Genomic DNA, 22,079 nt, shown 5'->3' with positions numbered 1-22,079 from the left:
TATGGAACGTTTCTGCTAGTGTTCGGATAGCGTTGTCAGCGCTGGGGTGCATGGCGCGGCGCGAAGCGTGCTATACCGATTCGTTGCGGTTCATTGGCAAACCGAACGTCAAGCAGAGAGAGACCATGACAAACACCACTCCCGTGGAGGAGACGCAGGACAAGTACATCGTGCCGGGTCTGGAGCGGGGGCTCCGGTTGCTCGGTGAGTTCAGCAGCAAGGACCGCACGCTGTCCGCGGCGGAGCTGGCAAGACGGCTGCAGGTGCCGCGCTCGACGGTATTCCGGCTGCTCGCCACGCTGGAAATGATGGGGTTCGTGGAGCGCACGGACGGGGGACGGGAGTTTCGCCTCGGGATGGCGGTGCTGCGGCTCGGGTTCGACTACCTGGCGTCGCTGGAGCTGACCGAACTGGGACGGCCCCTGCTGGACAGGCTGCGCGACGAGATCCATTACCCGTGCAATCTGGTGGTGCGCGATGGCAGGTCGATCGTGTATGTGGCCAAGTCGGTGGCGGCGCGGCCCTTCACCAGTACCGTCAACGTCGGCACGCGCCTTCCCGCGCATGCCACGGTGCTGGGCCGGGTGGTGCTGGAAGACCTGACGCTGTCCGAGTTGCGCGAGCTGTATCCCGAAGAGCGGCTCGAAGTGTTCTCGGAAAGCACGCCGCGCACGGTGGAAGAGTTGTACGAGATGGTGCAGCGCGACCGCCAGCGCGGATACGTACTGCACGAGGGATTTTTCGAGGCCAGTATCTCGACCATTGCCGCCCCGGTGCGTGATCGCACCACGCGCGTGGTGGCGGCGCTGGGCGCGACGATTCCGGCGGCGCGGATCGATCCGGCGCAGCTGGAGCCGATGGTGGAAAGAGTGCGGGCAGCGGCGGCGGAGCTGTCGGGCCTGCTGGATTACCGGCCCATGCCAGAAGGCAGGGTGGCCAATCAATGACACGACGACGGTAGCGGTAGCGGCCGTCACGATCGAAGGGACGGGCAGGAACAGCATGCGGCAAGCCAGCCATCACGCAACAGCAAGGCAACGGATCCGGCGATGGCTGGGCGCCACGGGAACGGCGGCGACCGCAGCGGTGGCGACGTCCCTCGCGCTCATCGGCGCGGCGCACGCCGCATGCACGACCGTGCGGATCGTCGTGCCGTTCCCGGCCGGGGGCGCGGCCGACCAGCTCGCCCGCACGCTGTCGATCGGACTGCAACCGCGCCGGGGCGTGCCCATCGTGGTCGACAACCGGCCCGGCGCCAACGGCAATATCGGCATCGATGCGGTGCGCCGCGCCGCAGGTGATGGTTGCACGTGGCTGGTGGTGCCGGCCGGCAACCTGACCATCAATCCCACGCTGTTTCCTGCGCTGTCGTACAACGTGACGCGCGACTTCCGGCCAGTTTCGCTGCTGGCCGGATCCCCCAACGTGCTGGCCGTGCATCCGTCGGTCAAGGCGCGCACGGTGCCGGAACTGATCGCGCTGGCAAAGCAGGCCGACCAGGCCGGGGCGCCGCTCGGCTACGCCAGCCCGGGGGTTGGCAGCGGCCTGCATCTGGCCGGAGAACTGTTTCATCACAAGGCCGGCGCGAACATGCTGCACGTGCCGTACAAGGGCACCACGCAGGCCGTCAACGACGTAGTCGGCGGCCAGGTGCCGGTGTTGTTCGGCACGTGGCCAACGCTGGCGCCATTCATCCAGTCGGGTGCCTTGCGTGCAATCGCGGTGACGCAGTCGCGCCGCTCGCCTGCCGCGCCCGATGTGCCGTCGCTGGCAGAGCAGGGCATGCCCGGCATCGACGTCAGTTCCTGGTATGCGCTACTGGTGCCGTCGGCCACGCCGAAGCCGCTGGCCGACGCCATTTCCGCCGACGTCCAGACGCTGTTCGCCACGCCGGCGATCCGCGCCGATCTGCAGCGCCAGGGCCTGGAACCCGTGGCAAGCACACCGGACGCACTGGCCGCACGAATCCGCGATGAAACCGCGTCGTGGGCCACGCTGATCCGCGCGTACCACATCACGCCCGATTAGCGGCCGACACCCAAGGCGCCTCGGCGGCGCCATCCATATCCAGTTTTTTGAGTCGTACCGGCCGCACCGCGCGCAGTGCGCGGTGGCCTGCGGCCGTCTTTTCTTGCACTGGCGAGGACAAAGCGAGGCAACCATGGACTTTGTGTTGAACGGGAAAGCAACGCACTTCGGTGGCGATGGCGATACGCCGCTGCTGTGGGTGATACGCGATGACGCCGGGCTGACCGGCACCAAATACGGCTGCGGTATCGGCGCATGCGGGGCTTGCACGGTCCATGTCGACGGCCACGCGCAGCGCGCGTGCGTGACGCCGGTGTCCAGTGTGGCGGGGCGCAACGTGACCACCATCGAGGGCCTGTCGCCCGATCGTTCGTCGAAGGTGCAGCAGGCGTGGATTGCCAAGGACGTGCCGCAATGCGGCTACTGCCAGTCGGGCATGGTGATGGCAGTCAGCGCGCTGCTCAAGCAGAACCCGCATCCCACCGACAAGGACATCGACGCCGCCGTGAGCAATCTGTGCCGCTGCGCCACCTATCACCGCATCCGGGAGGCGATCCATGCCGCAGCCAAGTGACATGTTGACGAGCCCCGCGCGGCGCGGCTTTCTCAAGGGCGGCGCCGCGCTGGCCGGAGCGCTGTGCATTCCGTTGCCGGCGCTGGCCAGCCGCACGGTCGACAGCGGTGCGCACGGCACCCACGAAATCACCGATTGGATCTGGATCGAGCCCAGCGGCAAGATCACGCTCGGGTTGTCGCAATGCGAATGCGGCCAGGGCGTCTACACCGGCATGCCGCAGGTGCTCGCCGACGAACTCGACGCGGACTGGCAGAACATCGCGGTGACGTTCGTCACCGGGCGCGACGCCTATCGCACGGGCGCGGCATACGAAGAGCCGCAGCAGTTTGTCGGCGCGTCGATGTCGGCCACGCTGTTCTACCAGCGCCTGCGCATCGCCGGCGCACAGGCGCGCGAGGTGCTGGTGATGACCGCGGCGCGCCGGCTGCAGGTGCGGCCCGGGCAGTGCCATACCGACAAGGGGCGCGTCCATCACGGCGCGACCGGGCGCTCGCTGTCGTATGGCGAACTGGCCGCGGAGGCGGCGACGCTGCCGCTTAACCCGTCGCCGCGTCTCAAGAACGAGGCCGCGCACAAGCTGATCGGCCGTGACCTGCTGCGTCTCGATACGCCCGCCAAAGTAGATGGCTCGGCCGAGTTCGGCATCGACGTGCGCGTGCCCGACATGCTTTACGGCGCGCTGAAAATGCCGCCGACCGTCACCGGGAAGGTCACGGGCATCCGCAACGCGGACGCGGTCAAGGCGATGCCCGGTGTCAAGGCCGTGGTACAGGCGCCCGACGCGGCCATCGTCGTCGCCACCAGCTACTGGCTCGCCAAGAAGGGCGCCGACGCACTCGAGATCGACGTCGATCCGGGCGCGGCGAGGGGGCTGGACAGCGACAACATCATGACCGCGCGCAAGTCGGCGCTGGGGGCGTCGGAAGCGGTCGTAGCGACGCGCCTGGGCGATGCCGACGCGGTGCTGGCCGCCGGCGGGCGGCTGGTCGAGGCCGACTATCACACGCCATATATCGTGCACGCGACGATGGAATCGGTGAACGCCACGGTACATGTGCGCGACGATGCCATCGAAGTGTGGGGGCCGATCCAGGGCCAGGATTTCGTGCGCAACGCGTTGGGCAAGCTGTACGGCCGCAAGCCCGAAACGGTGATCGTCCACACCACGTTCCTGGGCGGCAGCTTTGGCCGCAAGTTCCTGCCGGACTTCGTGATCCACGCCGCGCGCGCTTCGGCGGCGGTCGGCAAGCCGGTCAAGGTGATCCGCTCACGCGAGGACGATATCCGCCATGGCTTCTACCGCCCAGGCGTGTCGGGCCGCTTCCGTGCGGTACTCGATGAGAAGGGCATGCCGCTCGCGATGCACGCGCGGCTGACTGGGCAATCGCTCTACGGCGTGATCAAGGCCGAGCGTATGGCCAAGAACGGCGGCTGGGACGAAACGATGCTTGAAGCGATCTACGATTGCGTCTATCGCGTGCCGAACCTGAAAGTCGACATGATCGACGTGAAGCAGCCGATTCCCGTCAGCTTCATGCGCAGCGTGGGTTCGACATCGAGCATCTTTATGCTGGAGAGCTTTGTCAACGAGATGGCCGACGCGGCGGGCATCGACCCGTATCGCTATCGGCGCGCATTGCTGGCACACAATCCGCTGGCGCTGCGCACGCTCGACGCGGCGGCCAAGGCGGCAGGCTGGGATCGCAAGCCGCCTGCCAACGTCAGCCGCGCGTTCACGTTCAATCTCTACACAGGGCGCGGCGAGGCGTTTCAGACCTACGTGGCCATGGCGCTGGAAATCGAGCGAACGGGCAAGGCGTTGGCCGTGAAGCGCGTGGTCTGCGCGGTGGAGTGCGGCCGCGCGATCAATCCGAACCTGATCCGCGCCAACATCGAGGGCGGCATCGGTTTCGCGCTCACCAATACGCTCCGCAGCGAAATCACGTTCAAGGATGGCGTGGTGCAGCAGAGCAACTTCCACGACTATCGGCTGTTGAGCCTGTCGGAGATGCCGAAGATCGACGTGGTCATTGTCGACAGCGACCGGCCGCCGCAGGGTTGTGGGGAAGTCTCGCTCGGACCGGTTGCGCCCGCCGTGGCACATGCGCTGTACAAGGCGACCCGGGCGCGCCGCAGGTCGATGCCGATGAAGCTGGAGGCGTGAAGGGCTAAAGGACAGCGCAGAGCCGGAAAGGGGGGCGGCGCGCGCGCAGGCGCCGCCCGCTCTCCACATTTTTTTCGCATTGCTTTCGCCGGTCGCCGCGTCAGGTTTTGCGATAGCCGAGCAGTGCGGACAAATCGCGCGCGGCGGCCTTGACGGCTTTCTCGGTGCGTTCGCGCAGCGTGCCATCGGCTTCGAAGCGCTGCTGCGGGCCGGCCACGCTGATCGCGGCGATCACGTTGGACGCGGCGTCGTACACCGGCGCCGCGCATGAGTCGATGCCGGGCTCGAACGCCGAAAAACTCCATGCGCAACCGCGTTCCAGATCGGCCGCGAGGATATCGGCCAGCCGTGCGTGCGTGGCCGGGCTCTGGTTCGTGACCGTCGGCAGCGGGTCGTCGCCAAGCCGTGCGCGCAGTTCTTCGGCCGAAAGATGAGCCAGCAGCATGCGGCCCGGCGTCGTCAGATGTGCGGGCACGCGGCTGCCGACCTGAATATTGCTGACGAGACCCGTGTTCGGCATGTCGCGCAGCAGATAGAGCACGTGCCCGCCATCGGGCACGGCCAGATACGCCGACAGTTGCAGCGATCCGCTCAACTGCGCGAGCACCCGGCGCGCGAAAGTCGTCAGGTCGTTGGCGGCCAGCACGCGCGAGGCGATCTTGAGAAACGCGAATCCGACGGTGTGCCCGCCCTGCGGCAGACGTTCGACCATGCCCTCGTGTTCGAGCGTATCGAGCAGCCGCATCACGGTGACGCGGTTGACATCGATGCGTCGGCCGACTTCGCTGAGGTTGGCCGTGGAGCCGCCTTCGGCGATAAAGCGCAGCAGGCGCAGGCCGCGAATGACCGGTGTGACCAACTGCGGTGCGCCTGCGGGATCGTCGGTGTCGGAATCGGCGGGCGCATTGCGCAGGGAAGCAGTCGAGGTCATGGATTCGGTGTGGCGGGAATGACGGGGAACGCGTTCAGTGCAGCGCCACGTTCCAGGCGTCGTAATCGTACACCCAGTCCGCATTGCCGCCGGCCTTGAGCCACTCGTTACCGCGCGAACCGATCTGGATGCGGCTGGTGCGTTCATGACGCGCGCGCTGATAGCGCGCCAGCGCGGCCGGGATGTCCTCGGGACTGGCATCGGCCAGGCAACGCGCCAGCACCACGCCGTCCTCGATCGCCATGCCCGCGCCCTGCGCCATGAACGGCATCATCGGATGGCATGCATCGCCCATCAGCGTGACGCGTCCTGCGGACCACGTGGGCAACGGGTCGCGCACGTACAGCGCCGAGATCAACACGTCGTCGCAGGCGTCCAGCAGCGCGCGGGCGTCGGGATGAAAGCCGGCATAGGCGGCACGCAGGTCTTCCACACGGCCCGGCGTGGTCCACGATTCGTTGCGCCAGCTTTCCTGTGCGACCGTGGCAAACACGAAGATCTCGCGGCCACGATTCAGCGGGAAGGTCACGATCTGGCTGGTGGCTTCGGGTCCCCACCACTTGGTGAAGGCGCCGATGTTTGGCACCCCCGCCAGCCGCTCGGCCGGCACCACGGCGCGATAGGCGACCACGCCGGTGAAGATCGGATGTTCCTCGCCAAGGATCGCCCGGCGCACCACCGAATGAATGCCGTCCGCGCCGATCAGCACGTCGACGTCGTCGCTGGAACCATCGGCAAACTGCACGGTGGCGCCGTTTTCACGCGGCACGATGCCGATAGCCTTGCGGCCGAGCTTGACGTGGGCGGCCGGGACGGCGGCTTCGAGCGCGCTCATCAGGTCGCCGCGGTGCATCGTCAATTGCGGCGCGCCGTAGCGTCGCTCCGCCTCGTCCGACATCGCCAGCCGCGAGGTTTCCTCGCCAGTGTCCCAGGTACGGCTGATGCGGTGCGTCGGGCGCGCGGCGGTGGCGCGCAGCGCGTCGCCGATGCCGAGTCCGTCGAGCGCGCGCACCGCGTTCGGCGTGAGGTTGATATCGGCGCCGACGCGGGCGAAGCGGGCCGCCTGCTCGTACACAACGACGTCCATGCCCAGCTTGCGCAAGGCGATGGCGGCGGCCAAGCCGCCGATGCCGGCACCGTTGATGCCGATCTTTCCTGAAATCATGGGGGGCGCTCCCGAGCGGTTTCGCAGTGAATTTTCTAATGTTCAAATATGAACGATAAGTTCATAAATAGACTAGCGAGACTCGGGGCAGCGGTCAATCGGGATTTTGCAAAGGGCAGAGGATGTGACGCGGGAGCCGTCACGCGCCACGAAATTGCACCGGCAGGCGTGCCGTGTACGACCCTTGAAAAGCGCGGCCACGACTCCTATTTTCGAGCCAAAAATGTGGCGGGTGGATGGGGCGCGCGGTCTCATCCGACCCTGCCGTCCCATGAATTTCATCCATATTTTTTACAGGACCCTTTCTCTCAGTTCGAGGTCGCCATGGAGTTCGATACCGATTGGATCACGTTGGGTCGCCATCGCGTTCGCCTGCGCTGCGTGCGTGGATTTCCGACCGAAACGATGCGCAGTTTGGCCGAGGCCGCCCGCATTGCCGTCGAGCACAACATGAGCGCCGCGGCGCGGCTGCTGGAAGTAGTTGCCGATCGATCGAATGCTTATTCGATCAACATCGGCACGACGTTTCCCAAGGACAGGGACGCGGCGCCGCATCTGGAGATAGCGCTGGCTACGCTGTTCGGACTAAAGCCAGACCAGATCAGCATGGAGGTCACGGTGGTCAGCCAGGCCGAAGTCGATCTGCATTTTGGCGTGTATGAACGCATGCTGGCCGAGAAGATCGGAATCGTTCCGCGCATACAGTGATGCTCGTGACGCGCCGCCTCTACGGGGTCACGGTTGCCGCCGGTTTGCCAGCAGATGCATGACCGTGGTCAGGATGGCCGCGGGCAGGCAGGGTTTTTCGAACACCGCATCGAACAGATGAGGGTGCTGCCGGCCGATCTCCGCCTGCGCCGCCGTCAGCAGCACCACCGGGATGTGTGCGGTATCCGCACCAGCCCGGAGCTTCTGCGCAAGCTCCAGCCCTGTCATGACAGGCATCATGAAATCAGTGATGATCAGGTCGGGCCGCGTTTCCACGATCAGGCGATAACCGGCTTCGCCATCGGCGGCTGTTTTTACGGTCAACCCTTCTGCCGATAGCATGAACGCCAACGCATCGGCATTCATCGTCTCATCGTCAATGACAACTACGGTTGCCATGATTCAGGACTCGCTGCTTGTGGGCGCGGCGATGACTGGTGCAACAGATTCCCTGTCTGCGGAGCCTGGCAGGATCAGGCGGTTCGCCACATGCAGTCCGCCCGTGCCGATGACCACATCGTGCAGGGCGGTATCGAACGCGCTATCGCGCATTTTCACCACGCCGATCAGCCGGCGCAATTCGCCGCCCATTCCGGCCTGACGCAACAGGATCAGGTTGTCGGTCAGCGTGGAAAAGTCGGGCAGCGGGTCGGTGCCGGCAAAGCCGTCGAGATCGCGCACCTCAAGGGTGGCGATGGTCGACACACCGTGGCCGCGCAGCTCGTTGGCAAGCGCGGAGTAGAACTCCATCAGGCGCGGCGGATGGACGGCAGCGCGCTGAAAGCCCGTCATGCCATCGATAAACAGCCGGTGGATGCGGAAATCGCGTACGGATTCCAGCAACTGGTGGCCGAGCGAGTCGAGCAGGTTCTCCGTGAGCGGGTTCCAGACGATGAACAGGGCGCCTGACCGCTCCAGCGCCTCGATATCGATACCGAGCGCACGGCCCTTGGCGCGCAGGCGCTGAGGTGACTCGTAGAAGCCAAAAAACAGGGCCGGACATTCTGGTGTGGCAAGGCTCAGGAAATTGAGCCCGAAGGTGGTCTTCCCGCTGCCCGCCGGGCCCAGCAGCAGCGTGATCGATGCCGGAGGCAGTCCGCCGCCGATCAACTGGCCCAGCCCCTGCACGCCCACGTCGACGCGCTCATCTGGCAGCCATTCTTCGGCCGACGGTTTGGCTAGCAGGGCCTCGAGGCGCGGATAGACATCGATGCCTTCGGACGAGATCCGGTATTGGTGCAGACCGCCCAGTGCCGCGCTGCCGCGCGATTTGGAAATACGCATTTGCCGCACGGTGCGGATCCCGACCAGTTCTTCCTTGAGCTGGATGACGCCATCGACCATCGTGTGTTCGGGGCTCACGTCGTCGATGCGGGCACTGGTCAGGAACAGCACTGTGCAGCCGGTGAATGCGGCGTGGCTTTGCAGTTCCGCGACAAAGGTCTTTACGTCGAGCGCCGATTCCGCCTTGTCCTTGGCAATCAGCAGTCCATCGAGGATCAGCGTCGTGCAACGATGACGCGCCAGCTCGGTGCGCATGGCATTGACCAGCGACGGCAGTCCTTCCTCCTGCAACACCTTGAACAGGCTGATATAGAAAATATCGCGCCCGACGGCTGCGGCGTCGTAGAAATCGAACATGTCCAGCGCCTGGAACAGGCGGTCGTGCGATTCGGCCAGCAACGTCACGTAGAGGATTTTTCCGCCTTGGCTGGCCTGGTGGAATGCTATCTGGTTGGCCAGGATGGTCTTGCCCGCGCCGGGGCTGCCTTGAATGATGTAGGCAGCCCCATGCACAAGGCCGCCGCAAAGAATGGTGTCAAGGCCGGCTACGCCGCTTTGTACGCGAAGAAGCTGTTTTGTCATGGTTATCGTTAAAGCAATGGGGGCGGTGTGATCGGGTGCGGCCGACATTTGATGAGGTCTTGCCGAGGCCCATGCACACGCGTGGGGAGGAGTGTAGACGAGTTAGCCGATTCCCATCGCCGCGCGTTATCAGAAATTTCGCGGCAAACAGGCCCGTCGCATCGCGCCGGCGATGCCCCGTTCCGCTTGCGCGCCGCTCGAAAAGTCGCATTGCGGACCCGCAGCGGCGAGCGCGCGCGTGGTAACTTGCCGCTTTTCCTCTCGTCGCGGCTGCGCCATGGAACGCTTTACGATTTCCCTTGATGATGCACTGGCCAACGAATTTGACCGTCTGATCGCCGAGCGCGGCTACGGCAATCGGTCCGAGGCCGTGCGCGACATCCTGCGTCGGCACCTCGATCACTGGCGCGAGTCGGTCGATGCGGACGGACCCTGCGTGGCCAACCTGTCGTACGTCTACAACCATCACGAACGCGAACTTGCGGAGCGGCTCACGCGCATCCAGCACGATCACCACGATCTGACCGTGTCGACCATGCACGCCCATCTCGACCATGCACACTGCATCGAGACAGTGATCCTGAAGGGGCCGGCCAGCGCGGTCCGCAAGCTCGCCGACGCCATCAGCAGCGAACGCGGCGTGCGCCAGGGGCAACTGAATATGGTCATGACCGAGGGCGATCCGATGCGGGTCGATTCCCATCCGCACGGCCACGCGGGGCATCCGCACCATCACGACTGAAGTTGCCTGGCGCACCATATGGGTGCTTTTCGATTGGTATGAAGTTTGCATAATTCTTCATACCAATCCGTATCATAAAAAAATGAGCCAGCATCATCCCTCACGCCGGGCGGCGTCGACGCGCCCGGCCATGCCCCCATTGGGGCTTCTTGCCGCGGCGCTTGCCGTGATGCCTCCTGAAGCGCAGGCCGGCGGTCTGCAGCAGGCAACACAGGAACTTCCCGAACTCACCGTGCGGGCCGCGCGTGACGATGCGCCCAGTGCCGACGCCGCGGTGTCTGCCACGCAGGGCTACGTCAGCCGCGACCAGCTAGCCAACCGTCCGCTGCTGCGCCCCGGCGAACTGCTTGAAACCGTGCCGGGGCTGATCGTCACCCAGCACAGCGGCGACGGCAAGGCAAACCAGTATTTCCTGCGCGGCTTCAACCTGGACCACGGCACCGATCTTTCCACCAGTGTGGCCGGCATGCCGGTGAATATGCGCACGCACGCCCATGGCCAGGGCTATACCGACCTCAATTTCGTGATCCCGGAACTGGTCAGCGGCATCGCATACAAGAAGGGCACCTACTTTGCCGAGGAGGGCGATTTCTCGGCAGCGGGCGCGGTCAGCATGGACTACGTCTCCGAACTGCCGACCGGCATCGCGCAGGTCGAGCTGGGGCAGCACGATTATCGCCGCGCGGTACTGGCCAATTCGCACCAGGTGGGGCCGGGCATCGCACTGTATGGGCTGGAATGGCTGCAGGAGAATGGGCCATGGGTCATGCCGGAGGGCGTGCGCAAGCTCAATGGCGTGTTGCGCTACACGCTGCCGCTCGGTGGCGGTGAACGCGTCAGCGTCAGCGCCATGGCCTATCGCAATCGCTGGGATTCGACCGATCAGGTGCCGCAGCGCGCGATCGACGACGGGCGGATTTCCCGCTTCGGGTATATCGATCCAAGCGACGGCGGCTACGCGTCGCGGTACAGCCTTTCGGCGGACTGGCTGCGGCCGGTAGCGTCCGGCTGGTTCAAGGCCAATGCCTACGTGATCAAGAGCCGGCTGCAACTGTTTTCCAACTTCACCTATGCGCTGGAGAACCCCGAGCGCGGCGATCAGTTTCAGCAGTTTGAAAATCGCGTCACGGCCGGGGCCAATGCATCGCGCGTGTGGTTTGGCAAGCTGGGCACGCGCGATACGGAAACCGAGATTGGCGCTCAGGTGCGGTTTGACCGGCTGGACCCGATCACGCTGGCCAGTTCGGAGGCGCGCCAGATCTACCAGACCACCCGGACCGACACGATCAACGAAACCAGCGCCGCGCTCTACTTGCGCAATACAACCGAATGGTTGCCGTGGCTGCGCACCATCGCCGGCGTGCGTGCAGACCAGTTCTGGTATGGCGTGTCGAGCGACAATCCGCTCAATTCGGGCAACGGCGCCGACCATATCGCCAGTCCCAAGTTCAGCATCGTCATGTCGCCGGCCGAGCGCACCGAAGTATTCGTGAACTGGGGGCGCGGCTATCACAGCAACGATGTGCGCGGTGCTACCACCACGGTCGATCCGTCCACGGGCGAGCCGGCGCAGAAGGTCAGCGTGCTGGTGCCGGCCACGGGATACGAGATCGGCATTCGCACCAGGCGGCTGGCGCCGGGCCTGCAACTGTCGGCGTCGCTCTGGCAGCTCGATATCGGCTCCGAACTGGTCTTCTCCGGCGATAGCGGCACCACCGAGCCGAGCCGTCCAAGCCGCCGCCGCGGCATTGAACTGGCCAGCTACTATGCACCGCCCGACGGCCCGCTGGCTGGGCTGATGGTCGATGCGGACGCGGCATTTTCCCGCGCACGCTACCGCGATCATCAGGATGGCGGCGACTACATTCCCGAATCGATCCAGACCACGGCCTCGGCCGGCGTCTCATACAACAGCGGCCGATGGGCGGTCGGCGCGCGTGCGCGCTACTTTGGCCCGCGTCCGCTGGTGGAGGACAACAGCGTGCGGTCCGCGTCGTCGTTCCTGGTCAACCTCAAGCTCGGTTACCGGCTGTTCAGGAACGTGAAGATCTTTGCCGAGGTACTCAACGTGTTCGGCAAACGGGTCAACGACATCGACTACTACTATGCGTCGCTGCTCAAAGGCGAGACATCGCCGCTGAATGCCGACGGGTCGGCGGCCGGCATCTACGATCATCATGTCCATCCCGCCGAACCGCGCACATTCCGCGTGGGCGCAACGTGGAATTTCTGAGCGCGCGTCTGGGGCGTTACGTAGAACGTACCCGGCCGGGTAACATTTTCACGCCCGCGGGCTCAGGTTCTCCTGCGCCAGATGTGGGGACCGGGGCCGGCGATGTGACCCGTATCCTCAGTAGTTCAACACGACGTTCAACATGGCCACGCGCGGATTACCTACGGGCAGCACGTTGTTATTGAGTCCGCCGGCGTAGTACGACTTGTCGAACACGTTCTTGACGTTTAAAGCCGCGCGCCAATGGCTGGCCGTGTAGCCGAAGCCGAGATCCGCGACCGCATAGCCGGGGACGGAGTAGTTGAAGCTGTAGCCGCGCTTGGCGCTTTCGCCGCGCGCGCCGATCCCGGCCCACCAGCCCGCCAGTGCGCCGCGGAAGCGATATTGGGTCCAGAGCGAGAAGCTGTGGCGCGGCACGGCGTTCAACGGCTTGCCCACATTCGCGGCGATCGTGTCCTCCGTGACTTCGCCGTCGATGTAGGCATAGGCCGCCATCACGCTCAAGCCGTTGCCCAGGTCCTGCGTCAGTTCGGCCTCGAATCCCCGCGACCGCTGCTCGCCCACGGCGACGCTGTATCCGGTGTTGACCGGATCGCTCGTCAGCACGTTCTTGCGCACCAGATCGAACGCGGCAAGCGTCAGCAGGCCGTTCTTGCCCGGCGTGTCGAACTTCACACCGACTTCCACCTGGCGGCCTTTCTCGGGCTTGAACGACGCATTGTTGACGTCGGTGCCGGCGTTCGGCAGGAACGACGTGGAATAGCTGACGTAGGGGCGCGCCCACTGGGTGAGGTCGTACATCACCGCGGCACTGCCGGTGACGGCGTTGTCATCGCTGTCGGTGCGCGTGGCATTGAGCCGGTTGGTACTGGCCGTACGCGCCGATTCGTAGCGCAGACCGCCGGTCACCGTCCAGCGCTCGACAATGCGGATCTGGTCGCGCAGATAAAAGCCCAGCGCATTGAGCGTGTCGGTGCTGTCGGTGCTGAAGCTGGCCGGGCAATCGACAGCGGCGCCGTACACCGGGCTGTAGACGTTCAGCGCGGCCACCCGACAGGTCTTCTGCAGACGATCTTCCTTGCTGTGGCGATAGTCGACGCCGAACGTCAGCGTGTGCTGGTGGCCGGTGAATGCAAACGACTTCTGCACGTTGGTGTCGACGCCAAACGCATCGCCGGAGAAATCTTGCTGGGTGGCGCTGCGGCTTAGTGTCTGGCTGTTGACGGCCATTGTTCCGGCCGTGACGAACGTGCCGGTCAGCGACGAGGTCTGGTAGCGCAGGTTCTGGTTGACGGTCCAGCCAGAATCGAAGCGGTGCGTCAGCGCGTAGCCGATGCGGTTCTGCTCGCCGTCATAGGGCGCGGCGTTCGGCTCGCCGATAAAGCGCGAATTGGGCACCACGCCATTGATGTTCGATACCAGCGTGCCATTCACGGGCAGACCTTGCTGGCGCACATAATGGCGCTCGTTGTGGCTGGCCAGGATCGTGAAATCGGTTCGATGCCCGAAATCGAGGCTCAGCGACGGTGCGACGTAGCGGTTCCGATACCAGACGTGATCGGTGGCGTCGTCGCTGTTCATCGCCAGCGCATTGAGACGGAAAGCGGCCTTGCTATCGGGCTTCAGCGGCGTGCCGACGTCGGCCGTCACCTGGCGCAAGCCATAGTTGCCGACCGTAAGACCCAGTTCACCGAACAACTCGAGACGCGGGCGCTTGGTGACGATATTGACCAGGCCGCCCGGCTGTACCTGGCCAAACAGCACGGATGCCGGACCCTTCAGAATTTCCACGCGCTCCGCGCCAAACACTTCCTGCGCCACGCGATTGTTGGTGTCGACCAGCAGTCCGTCGGCAAAGACCGATTCCGACGCACGCTGGCCCCGGATGATGAAGTCGTCCCAGCCGCGACGGCCATAGGTATTGGCCGACACGCCCGCCGAATTCCACAGCACGTCGCTGAGGTTCTGGGATTGCTGGCTGTCCATCAGATCGCGCGTGATGACGGTGATCGACTGGGCACTGTCGGCCGCCGATTCATTCGACTTGGTCACGCCAGCGGGACGACGCGTGGCAAATCCGATATCGCCCATGTCGTTGGCGCCGGCGCTGACCGTGACCGCTGGCAATACGGCGCCCTGGTCGGCGGCGAAGACCGTGTTGCCAACGAGGGAAAGGCAGGCGAAGGCTGAGGGAGTGAGAAGACAGCGAGCAGACATTGAGAAGATCCGACGACGACGATCGAGCAAGAGAAGGCCGCAAGAGACGTAATCGGCAGATTGTAAATAAGAAGGATTCGTATTTACAACAACTATCTCGGAATATTTCGAGGCGGGAGAATGGCCAGCGCCAGGGCGGCCGGGGTGGGGTGGAGCATGGCGGCCGGCAGGAATGCAGGAAGGGGCGAGGTTGCTGCAGACCAGGCGTAGCGGCTGCATGGACGAGAGTTGAGGCGGGATTCGCCCAAAAATTCGTCGCGTCTCAACCCAAATTGGTGATTTCTCTGGAGAAACGACGCGGCGTTTCACGCCGCATCGCAGACAGAACGCGCCTCATCGACGGCGTTGCGCCGGAATTCCACTCGGTTGCTACCGATCAGAAGCTCAACGCAAACCATGCGAAAAATTCGATGGCTGGTAAAAGCAGAACCAGAAATAGAACGAGCATTGTTCTGTTCGCCCTGTCAGCAGCGGCGAACCATATTGCTATAGCCAGCGCTATCAACCACCCCGCCAGACAGTAGAAGGAAAGCGAAAGCTGCGCGCTCGGGCTCCATGTGGCGTCTGCGAAATCAATTTCTTGCCAGGACGCTCGCCTTAGCCAAGCGGACAAAAAAATCAAAAGCAATTGGACAAGGCCGAGGGTCAGATAGCGCTTCTTCACTGGCTACCTCGCTTCGGATAGTAATTCTTCTTGGTAAGGCGTTTTGATTTCATGAGGGCTGCATCCAACTCTTGCCCCACACCCGCTCTACAAACGGAGTTCTTGCCGTTCCAGTTTGCCTTCGCCCAGACTTGCAACGACGCGATTTCGGCCGCCACGCTTCGCTTCGTACATTCGCTCGTCCGCATCTTTGATTGCATCGGCTAGGGGCTGATCTGCTCGTGGCCACGTCGTAACGCCAATCGAAATGGTGATATGTCCCACTTGTGGCATTGCTGATCTTTCCACTGTTTGCCGAAGTCGCTCCGCGTACTCCATTGCAGCGGAGAGGGACGTATCCGGCAGCAAGACCAGAAATTCCTCGCCTCCCACCCGGCATGGCAAGTCGTGGCTGCGGGAGCAATCACGAATGCATCGCGCCAAATGCTGCAAAACCAGATCGCCGACGTCGTGGCCGAATGTGTCGTTGACGCGCTTGAAGTGATCGATATCGAGCGCTACAAGTGCGACGGGCATTCTTTTCTTTTGGATGTCGGCCAACGCCTCGTCAAGGGCTCGCCGATTTGCCAAACCGGTCAGAGGATCGGTCTGCGAGGCTAGCTCCAAACCCGTAACCCTGGCTTGCGTTGAGTTGATGCTGCGTAGCAGTGCCTGTTTAAGGTTGTTCGATTCGAAATACCAGGCACGGACGCGGGCTATCTTGTCGGCGCTTTCAATCAGTCCTGTGTCGGTCGTGCTTTCTGCGAGGCGACGTAGCGGGCGTGCAATCAGTATGGCCAATCCCCAAATCACAAGGAAGCCCACAACCGCAATCGGCGTCGCCGTTTTGAGTATCCTGCTCATCAATACGTGAAGCGGGGCCAGCACTGAAGTCACCGGTTGCTGACTGACGACGGCCCAGCGTGCGGCGGGGATAAACGCGTAGCCGCTCAACACATCGTTACCGCGTCCGGTGGTCATGCGGGAACTGCCGTCTTGCCCATCGAACGCATTGTCAATGCCTTTGTTTGCCCCAGCCTTCAGCCCGATACGTGTACTGACGGTGTGGAACAGGAGCGTGCGCTGGGAGTCCACCAAATAGACCTGAGCGTCGGTCAGATAGAAATGCTTGGTGATCAGCGAATGCAAAATTCCGTCCTTTTCCACATAGATCGCTCCGCCTATATATCCAAGAAATTCACCGGCTCGTGTAATGATCGGCGCCGAGATGAACACAATCAGATTTCCGGAGCCAGATCGAAAGGCAGGGCTGACCAGTGGTTTTCGCTCTTGCAGGGCGGCCTGCGCGCTTGGAGTCGATAGCTGCATGCCGTCCAGTCGCAGGGAATCCGGTGCGCCTGCCAAGATGCGCCCACTCGAATCAACAATCAGCACGCTGTCGAATGCGTCGTCTTCGAGCTGCAATCGCCTTGCCTCCGAAGCGAGCGCAGGGATGTCGGTGAAACGATCTGAAAGTTTGCCTGCCGCATATTGCAGGCGCGATTGGGCCGACAGGAGGAATGCGTTGACCGACGCAGCCACGCGCGCGCTATAGGCGTGGTTGGCGTCAAGAGCATTTTGAATCAAAGTCTCCCGCATCACGCGGTACGATGAATACAGGGAGTTGGCTAGCGTAATGACGCAAGCGCCAAGCGCCAGGGCCAGAATCAGGGTGCGAAGATCTGTGCGGGGAGTAGCCATCAAGTCTGATCCCATTTTCGGCGGTTTTCTATTATGACCGCACTTTTAGATCGCGCTTGAGAGAGTGCTAAGTTCGCAACGCTCGCTGACTCCCCCGATAGTCGTCCACCGACGCATCGGCTGGTCTCAACGTCCCGCAAGGCACCGTCGGAAAGCCGCTGGAATACACGTGCTTATGGCAATCGCATGCATCCGGCAAGGCGGTTCCGAACGGGACGGCGTTTATGCAAGCCGCCCCTCGTGCACGGGCGCGCCGCCTGCCGACATGTCGGCGCACAGGATCGTGCCGGTTGTCGATTCGGTCATGAATAGCGTGGTGCGATCCGCGCCGCCGAAGCACAGGTTGGTCAGCGATGCACCGGCGGGGCTGCGGATCACCTCGACCGGTTCGGCGCGATGATTGAGCACCCAGACATAGCCGAGGCCCGGATTGGCCACCAGCAGATGACCATCGGTGCGCATAGCAAGGCCGTCGGGACCGCTCGGGCCGTACGAAGTAAAGAACTGCCCGACCTTGCTGACAGAGCCATCGGGCTGCAATGGCACGCGCCACACGCTGTTGGCGCGCGTCATGGCGACGAACAGCACTTTCTCGTCGGGCGACAGCACCACGCCGTTCGGGCTGGGCGCGTTGTCCAGCAGCACATCGAGTTTGCCGTCGGGCGCCAGGCGATAAACGCGTCCGGTCGGATCGTGCAGACCAGTTTGGCCCTGGTCCGTGAAATACAGGTTGCCGTGCGAATCGAAGGTCAGGTCGTTCACGCCACGAAAGCGCTCCGAATTTCGGCGCTCCAGAAACGGCGTAACGCTGCCCGACCGCGTATCCAGACGCATCAGGCCGTTGCGATAGTCGGTGATCAGGAAATCGCCGTTGGCCAGACGCTTCATGCCATTGGGTTCGCCGTCATATTCGACCACCAGATCCCATTCGCCTTGCATCGAAATACGGAAGATACGGCCGTAGGGAATGTCGGTCACCCAGAGGTGGCCATCGGCCCACACGGGTCCTTCGAGGAAAGAGTGGATGGTTGCGCCGCTGCGATTGGCATGCGCCCAGGCATTGGTAGGGTCGTTGCGCCGCCATGACGCTGGCAGCGGGCTAAAGACGCTCGCTTCGCGTACTGCCGGTGGTTCGATAAGGAACATCGTTGCTCCTGGCTATTGCTTTTCGATCTGCGCCTTTTGCGCGACCGAGGCCCATTGCGCAGTTTCGCGCTGAATCAGCTGTGCGAACGCGGGACTGTCAAGGTTACCCGGTTGCGATCCCATCTGCGCGAGGAACCCCTTCATGTCGGGCGCCTGGAGCGCCCGATGGATTTCCGTCTGCAGTCGCGCAATGACATCGGCGGGCGTGCCTTTGGGTGCGGCCAGGCCGGACCAGTTGAACAGATTGAATCCGGGAACGCCAGCTTCCGCGAAGGTGGGCACGTTGGGAAACACATCAAGACGGGTCTTGCCGCTGATGCCAAGCAGGCGCATCTGATTGCCGCGGACCGGCGCCAGCGCAGTCGGCGTCGATACCACCAGCAGGTCCACGCTGCCGGACAGCAGTCCAACCATGGCCTCTCCCGCGCCCTTGTACGGCACGTGCATCAGCTTGATACCCGCGGCTTGCTGGAATGCTTCGGCCGCAAAATGGGGCGAACTGCCGGAGCCGCCGCTGCCAAACGTCACTTCGCCGGGATGCGCCTTCGCGTAGGCGACCAGGGAGGCCAGATCCTTGAAGCGCGAGTCGGCCTTGACGCCAAGCACGACCGGCGAAAACGCGAACGGCGCAATCGGCACCAAAGCAGTCTGATGGTCCCAGCTCAGTTTTCTGAAGACATAGGGCAGGGTGGTGTATGAGTTGTCGTTCGCCAGCAATGTGTAGCCGTCCGCGGCAGCGCTTACGACCTGGGAGGTCCCGATCGTGCCGGACGCCCCCGGCTTGTTCTCCACCACGAAGCTCTGTCCGGTCTGCTGGGTAAGCTTCTGGGCGATCTTGCGCGTCACCACATCGACGGCGCCGCCGGGCGGATTCGGCACGATGATGCGGACCGGTTTGTCGGGATATGCGGCCGCGGCGGACAGGCTGGCGAGCAGCGTCGCACCCGCCAGCGCGCAGGCAATGGTTCGATGAAACATCGTTGTCTCCTTGTGCCGCATAGTATCCGGCCGTCAGCCGGGATCGTGCGGACAGGTTCTTAGGTTTCTGGTTGCCGATGCCGGCAATGCCGCCGTGCGCGGTCAGGCCGGCGCGGGCACCCCTTGCAGCACTGCCAGCACGTTCTTCGCGGCGCCTACGCCCATGTTCACATACGCAGCGTCGCTGACGCCGCCGATATGTGGCGACAGGATGACGTTGGGAATCTCGCGGAACACATGCGGCGTCGGCATTGGTTCGACGGCAAAGCTGTCCAGTCCGGCGGCCAGCAGTTTGCCGCTGCGCAGCGCTTCGGCCAGCGCCGCTTCGTCGATGAGTCCCCCGCGCGCCGTGTTGACGAGAATCGCGCCGTCCTTGAACGTCGCCAGCGTCTCGCGGTTCAGCATGGCACGGTTTTCGTCGGTCAACGGGCAGTGCATCGACACCACGTCCGATTCCGTGAACACGCGGGGCAGGTCGACCAGCGTCACGCCTGCCGGGGCCGTCTTCGCAAAGGGGTCGAAGGCGATAACCTGCATGCCCATCGCCACGCCGATGGCCGCCGCGCGCCGGCCGATTTCGCCAAGCCCGACGATGCCGAGCGTGCGGCCATTGAGTTCGACCGCCTTGTACGTGGCCTTGTCCCAATGGCCCTGGCGCATGCGCGCGTCCAGATGTGGGACGGCCTTGGCGCACGCCAGGATCAGCGCCCAAGCTTGCTCGGCCACGGCAGCGGCATTGGCGCCGAGCGCGGCGGCCACTTCGATGCCGCGCGCCCGCGCAGCGGCCTTGTCGATCGTGTCGGTGCCGGTGCCGTGCTTCGAAATCACCTTCAAGGCCGGCGCGGCGTCCATGACTTCGGCGCCAATGGCGCCATAGCGCACGATAATGCCGGCCGGATTGTGTTGGCGGGCGAGGGCCACGAGATCGGCAGCCTGCGGCGTTTTTCCCGCGAATATGACTTCGTAGTCGTCCAGCAGTGCAAGCGCTTGCGGCGCAAGGTCAGGGCCCGTGACGATGATGACCGGCTTGTTCGTCACAGTGCTTCTCCCTGTTTCAGAACGCCAGCGGTGACCAGCGATGCGAGCAGCCACGGCGCGGTGGTGTTGCCCTCCTTGATCTGGGCAATGCGCTTGGCTTCGGCTTCTTCCTTCTTTTCTGCGGCATCGAGCAAGGCCTCGATTTTCTCGCGCTCGACTACCACCAGGCCGTCGGCGTCGCCGCAGATGTAATCGCCAGGGTGCACCGTCACGCCGCCCACGGAGATGGGATGGCCGATGCGGCCGCCGACTTCCTTGGTCGGGCCATTCGGATTGGTGCCCACCGAAAACACCGGGAACTGCATCTCGTCGAGTTCCAGGCTGTCGCGGACCGCGCCGTCGATCACCACGCCGGCGAGGCCGCGCTGACGTGCCGCGTGCATCATGATGGTCCCCATCAGCGCCGAGGTCTGGTCTCCCTTGCCGTCGACGACGAGCACATCGCCGGGCTGCGCGAGTGCCAATGCCGCGTGGATCATGAGGTTGTCGCCGGGCCGCACTTCGACGGTAAACGCTGGGCCGGCAACCTTCATGGTCGGACGCAGCGCGCGGATCCGGCCATGCAACGCGCCGCGGCGTCCGCCGACGTCGGACAGAATCGCGGGTTGGAATTTAGCGGCGCGCGCGACGATCTCGGCGGGTACGCGCTCGAACGATTTGATGATGTTTGGCAAAGTCATGATGGCATCCTGGCAGTCTGGGAGGGAGAGGGAGGAGAAAGGCGTCAGTCGAGCTTGACGCCGGAGGTCTTGATGACCGACGCCCAGCGGCCGATGTCCTGCTTGATCAGCGAGCCAAACGCCTCGGGCGTGCCGCTCAGCACCGATGCGCCTTGCTCGTTCAGCTTGGCGACCAGCGCCGGCGCCTTGAGGGCCTTGTTGAATTCGGCATTGAGTCGCGCCACGATGTCCTTCGGCGTGGCGGCAGGGGCGAGAAAGCCGAACCACGTTGCGGTATCGAAGCCCGGATAGCCAAGTTCGGCCACGGTGGGCACCTGCGGCAGGTCAGGCAGGCGTTTGGGCGCGGTCACGGCAAGCGGACGCATCCGGTTGCTCTTGATATGGCCGAGCAGCGTGGGCACCGATGCCATATAGAGGTCCACCTGCCCGCCCATCAGATCGTTGACCGCCTGTGCCGCACCCTTGTACGGGACATGCGTGAACTTCACCTTCGCGGTTGATTGCAGCAGCTCGCCGCCGAGGTGCGCCACGGTGCCGTTGCCGGGCGAGGCAAAATTGAGAGCGCCCGGTTTCGCCTTGGCGGCCGCGATCACCTCCTTGAGCGTGTGGTACGGCGAATTGACGTGGGTGACCAGAACCAGCGGCGCCGATGCCACCATGCTGATCGGGGCGAGGTCCTTGAGCGGGTCATAGGGCAGCCGTTCGTACAGCGACGGATTGATGGCCAGGTTGCTGGTCTGCCCCAGGACGATGGTGTAGCCGTCGGCCGGCGCCTTGGCCGCGGCGTCCACCCCGAGGTTGCCGCCGGATCCTGGCTTGTTGTCGACCACGAAAATCCAGCCCGTTGATTTCGCGACCGTGTTTGTCACTTCGCGAGCGATGATGTCGGTGCCCCCGCCGGCCGGAAACGGCACGATCACGCGGATCGGCTTGGCGGGATACTGTGGCGCGGCGTGCGTGGTGGGGGACGCGAGCACCACGGCTGCGGCAAACATCCGCGCGCAGTGCTTGAGAATGGCCTTCATGTCTGTCTCCGAAATTCGTTTTCGTTGTGAGTTGGATTGTGTTTCACCGTTTCACTCCATACAATCACGTTTCATACAATGAACCGCATTTCGGCCCATGCCCTCAAATAGGGGTCGTCTCAGAAAACGGAAAATAAAGCACGCTAAGGCATAGCCGAACCTGCCAAGCTTGCTCCACCCTGTAGTGACGCGATCAGCGGGCAGGAAACGTTCCCCCTTCGCGCATGGCAGGCGCAC

At 63.7% G+C, this 22,079-nt stretch carries 19 protein-coding genes and 1 pseudogene; 7 read left to right on the top strand and 13 right to left on the bottom strand.

The annotated features are described in order from the left end of the window. Positions 1–125: 125 nt before the first annotated feature. The 4 genes from F7R19_RS13635 to F7R19_RS13620 all read left to right on the top strand — a co-directional run bounded on the left by F7R19_RS13635 (position 126) and on the right by F7R19_RS13620 (position 4,769). The gene (locus F7R19_RS13635; RefSeq protein ID WP_061958876.1) at positions 126–947 is read left to right on the top strand and encodes an IclR family transcriptional regulator; all 822 of its coding nucleotides are present in this window, start codon (positions 126–128) and stop codon (positions 945–947) included. Between the two features lie 55 nt (positions 948–1,002). Beyond that, a complete protein-coding gene (locus F7R19_RS13630) occupies positions 1,003–2,028 on the top strand; it encodes a tripartite tricarboxylate transporter substrate binding protein (protein WP_150980964.1) in 1,026 nt (341 codons plus the stop codon). A 133-nt stretch (positions 2,029–2,161) separates the two neighbouring features. Further along, positions 2,162–2,602, top strand: a complete 441-nt coding sequence (locus tag F7R19_RS13625) for a (2Fe-2S)-binding protein (RefSeq protein WP_061958861.1) — start codon at positions 2,162–2,164, stop codon at positions 2,600–2,602. After that, positions 2,586–4,769: a xanthine dehydrogenase family protein molybdopterin-binding subunit gene (locus F7R19_RS13620; protein ID WP_150980963.1), complete on the top strand. Its 2,184-nt coding sequence runs from the start codon at positions 2,586–2,588 to the stop codon at positions 4,767–4,769. Before F7R19_RS13625 ends, F7R19_RS13620 begins: the two co-directional genes overlap by 17 nt. Positions 4,770–4,869: 100 nt before the next feature. Here F7R19_RS13620 and F7R19_RS13615 read toward each other — a convergent pair whose 3' ends face one another. Both F7R19_RS13615 and F7R19_RS13610 read right to left on the bottom strand, forming a co-directional pair. Then, positions 4,870–5,700, bottom strand: a complete 831-nt coding sequence (locus tag F7R19_RS13615) for an IclR family transcriptional regulator (RefSeq protein WP_150980962.1) — start codon at positions 5,698–5,700, stop codon at positions 4,870–4,872. A 34-nt stretch (positions 5,701–5,734) separates the two neighbouring features. Continuing rightward, a complete protein-coding gene (locus F7R19_RS13610) occupies positions 5,735–6,865 on the bottom strand; it encodes an FAD-dependent monooxygenase (protein ID WP_285846675.1) in 1,131 nt (376 codons plus the stop codon). 324 nt (positions 6,866–7,189) lie between these two features. On the opposite strand from F7R19_RS13610, the gene F7R19_RS13605 reads away from it, so the two are divergent. Beyond that, positions 7,190–7,573 (top strand): hypothetical protein, encoded by a 384-nt coding sequence (locus F7R19_RS13605; protein ID WP_061958857.1) that lies wholly within the window; start codon positions 7,190–7,192, stop codon positions 7,571–7,573. Positions 7,574–7,600: 27 nt separating this feature from the next. On the opposite strand, the gene F7R19_RS13600 is transcribed toward F7R19_RS13605, so the two are convergent. Together F7R19_RS13600 and F7R19_RS13595 are read right to left on the bottom strand one after the other, a co-directional pair. Further along, entirely contained in the window at positions 7,601–7,972 is a 372-nt protein-coding gene (locus F7R19_RS13600; protein ID WP_061958856.1) for a response regulator, read from the bottom strand. Between the two features lie 3 nt (positions 7,973–7,975). Then, positions 7,976–9,439, bottom strand: a complete 1,464-nt coding sequence (locus F7R19_RS13595; protein WP_150980961.1) for an ATPase domain-containing protein — start codon at positions 9,437–9,439, stop codon at positions 7,976–7,978. A 277-nt stretch (positions 9,440–9,716) separates the two neighbouring features. Here F7R19_RS13595 and nikR point away from each other — a divergent pair, with 277 nt between their 5' ends. Further along, on the top strand, positions 9,717–10,181 hold the full coding sequence (gene nikR, locus F7R19_RS13590; RefSeq protein WP_150980960.1) for a nickel-responsive transcriptional regulator NikR: 465 nt from the start codon (positions 9,717–9,719) through the stop codon (positions 10,179–10,181). 169 nt (positions 10,182–10,350) lie between these two features. After that, positions 10,351–12,414: a TonB-dependent receptor gene (locus tag F7R19_RS13585; RefSeq protein ID WP_150981043.1), complete on the top strand. Its 2,064-nt coding sequence runs from the start codon at positions 10,351–10,353 to the stop codon at positions 12,412–12,414. A 117-nt stretch (positions 12,415–12,531) separates the two neighbouring features. Here the strand turns inward: F7R19_RS13585 and F7R19_RS13580 are convergent, their stop codons facing one another. The 9 genes and pseudogenes from F7R19_RS13580 to F7R19_RS13540 form a co-directional block, all read right to left on the bottom strand. Continuing rightward, positions 12,532–14,631 (bottom strand): TonB-dependent siderophore receptor, encoded by a 2,100-nt coding sequence (locus tag F7R19_RS13580; protein WP_150980959.1) that lies wholly within the window; start codon positions 14,629–14,631, stop codon positions 12,532–12,534. A 376-nt stretch (positions 14,632–15,007) separates the two neighbouring features. Then, positions 15,008–15,295, bottom strand: a complete 288-nt coding sequence (locus tag F7R19_RS13575) for a hypothetical protein (RefSeq protein ID WP_150980958.1) — start codon at positions 15,293–15,295, stop codon at positions 15,008–15,010. Positions 15,296–15,382: 87 nt separating this feature from the next. Then, positions 15,383–16,975 (bottom strand): GGDEF domain-containing protein, encoded by a 1,593-nt coding sequence (locus F7R19_RS13570; protein ID WP_170292592.1) that lies wholly within the window; start codon positions 16,973–16,975, stop codon positions 15,383–15,385. Positions 16,976–17,197: 222 nt separating this feature from the next. Then, positions 17,198–18,121 (bottom strand): SMP-30/gluconolactonase/LRE family protein, encoded by a 924-nt coding sequence (locus F7R19_RS13565; RefSeq protein ID WP_150980956.1) that lies wholly within the window; start codon positions 18,119–18,121, stop codon positions 17,198–17,200. Between the two features lie 12 nt (positions 18,122–18,133). Beyond that, complete coding sequence (locus tag F7R19_RS13560; RefSeq protein ID WP_150980955.1) at positions 18,134–19,099, bottom strand: Bug family tripartite tricarboxylate transporter substrate binding protein; 966 nt, start codon at positions 19,097–19,099, stop codon at positions 18,134–18,136. Positions 19,100–19,201: 102 nt separating this feature from the next. Continuing rightward, positions 19,202–20,137: a hydroxyacid dehydrogenase gene (locus F7R19_RS13555; RefSeq protein ID WP_150980954.1), complete on the bottom strand. Its 936-nt coding sequence runs from the start codon at positions 20,135–20,137 to the stop codon at positions 19,202–19,204. Continuing rightward, positions 20,134–20,817 carry an RraA family protein gene (locus F7R19_RS13550; protein ID WP_150980953.1) on the bottom strand — a complete coding sequence of 228 codons (684 nt, stop codon included), beginning with the start codon at positions 20,815–20,817 and terminating at the stop codon, positions 20,134–20,136. Before F7R19_RS13550 ends, F7R19_RS13555 begins: the two co-directional genes overlap by 4 nt. A gap of 44 nt (positions 20,818–20,861) precedes the next feature. Then, positions 20,862–21,812, bottom strand: a complete 951-nt coding sequence (locus F7R19_RS13545) for a Bug family tripartite tricarboxylate transporter substrate binding protein (protein ID WP_223506374.1) — start codon at positions 21,810–21,812, stop codon at positions 20,862–20,864. Positions 21,813–21,985: 173 nt separating this feature from the next. Then, a pseudogene (locus F7R19_RS13540) lies at positions 21,986–22,079 on the bottom strand (MerR family transcriptional regulator); the annotation flags it as partial.

The organism is Cupriavidus pauculus (assembly GCF_008801835.1).
GTDB lineage: Bacteria > Pseudomonadota > Gammaproteobacteria > Burkholderiales > Burkholderiaceae > Cupriavidus > Cupriavidus pauculus.
Note: the sequence above shows the minus strand (reverse complement) of the source record. Positions and strands in the feature narration are given on the sequence as shown.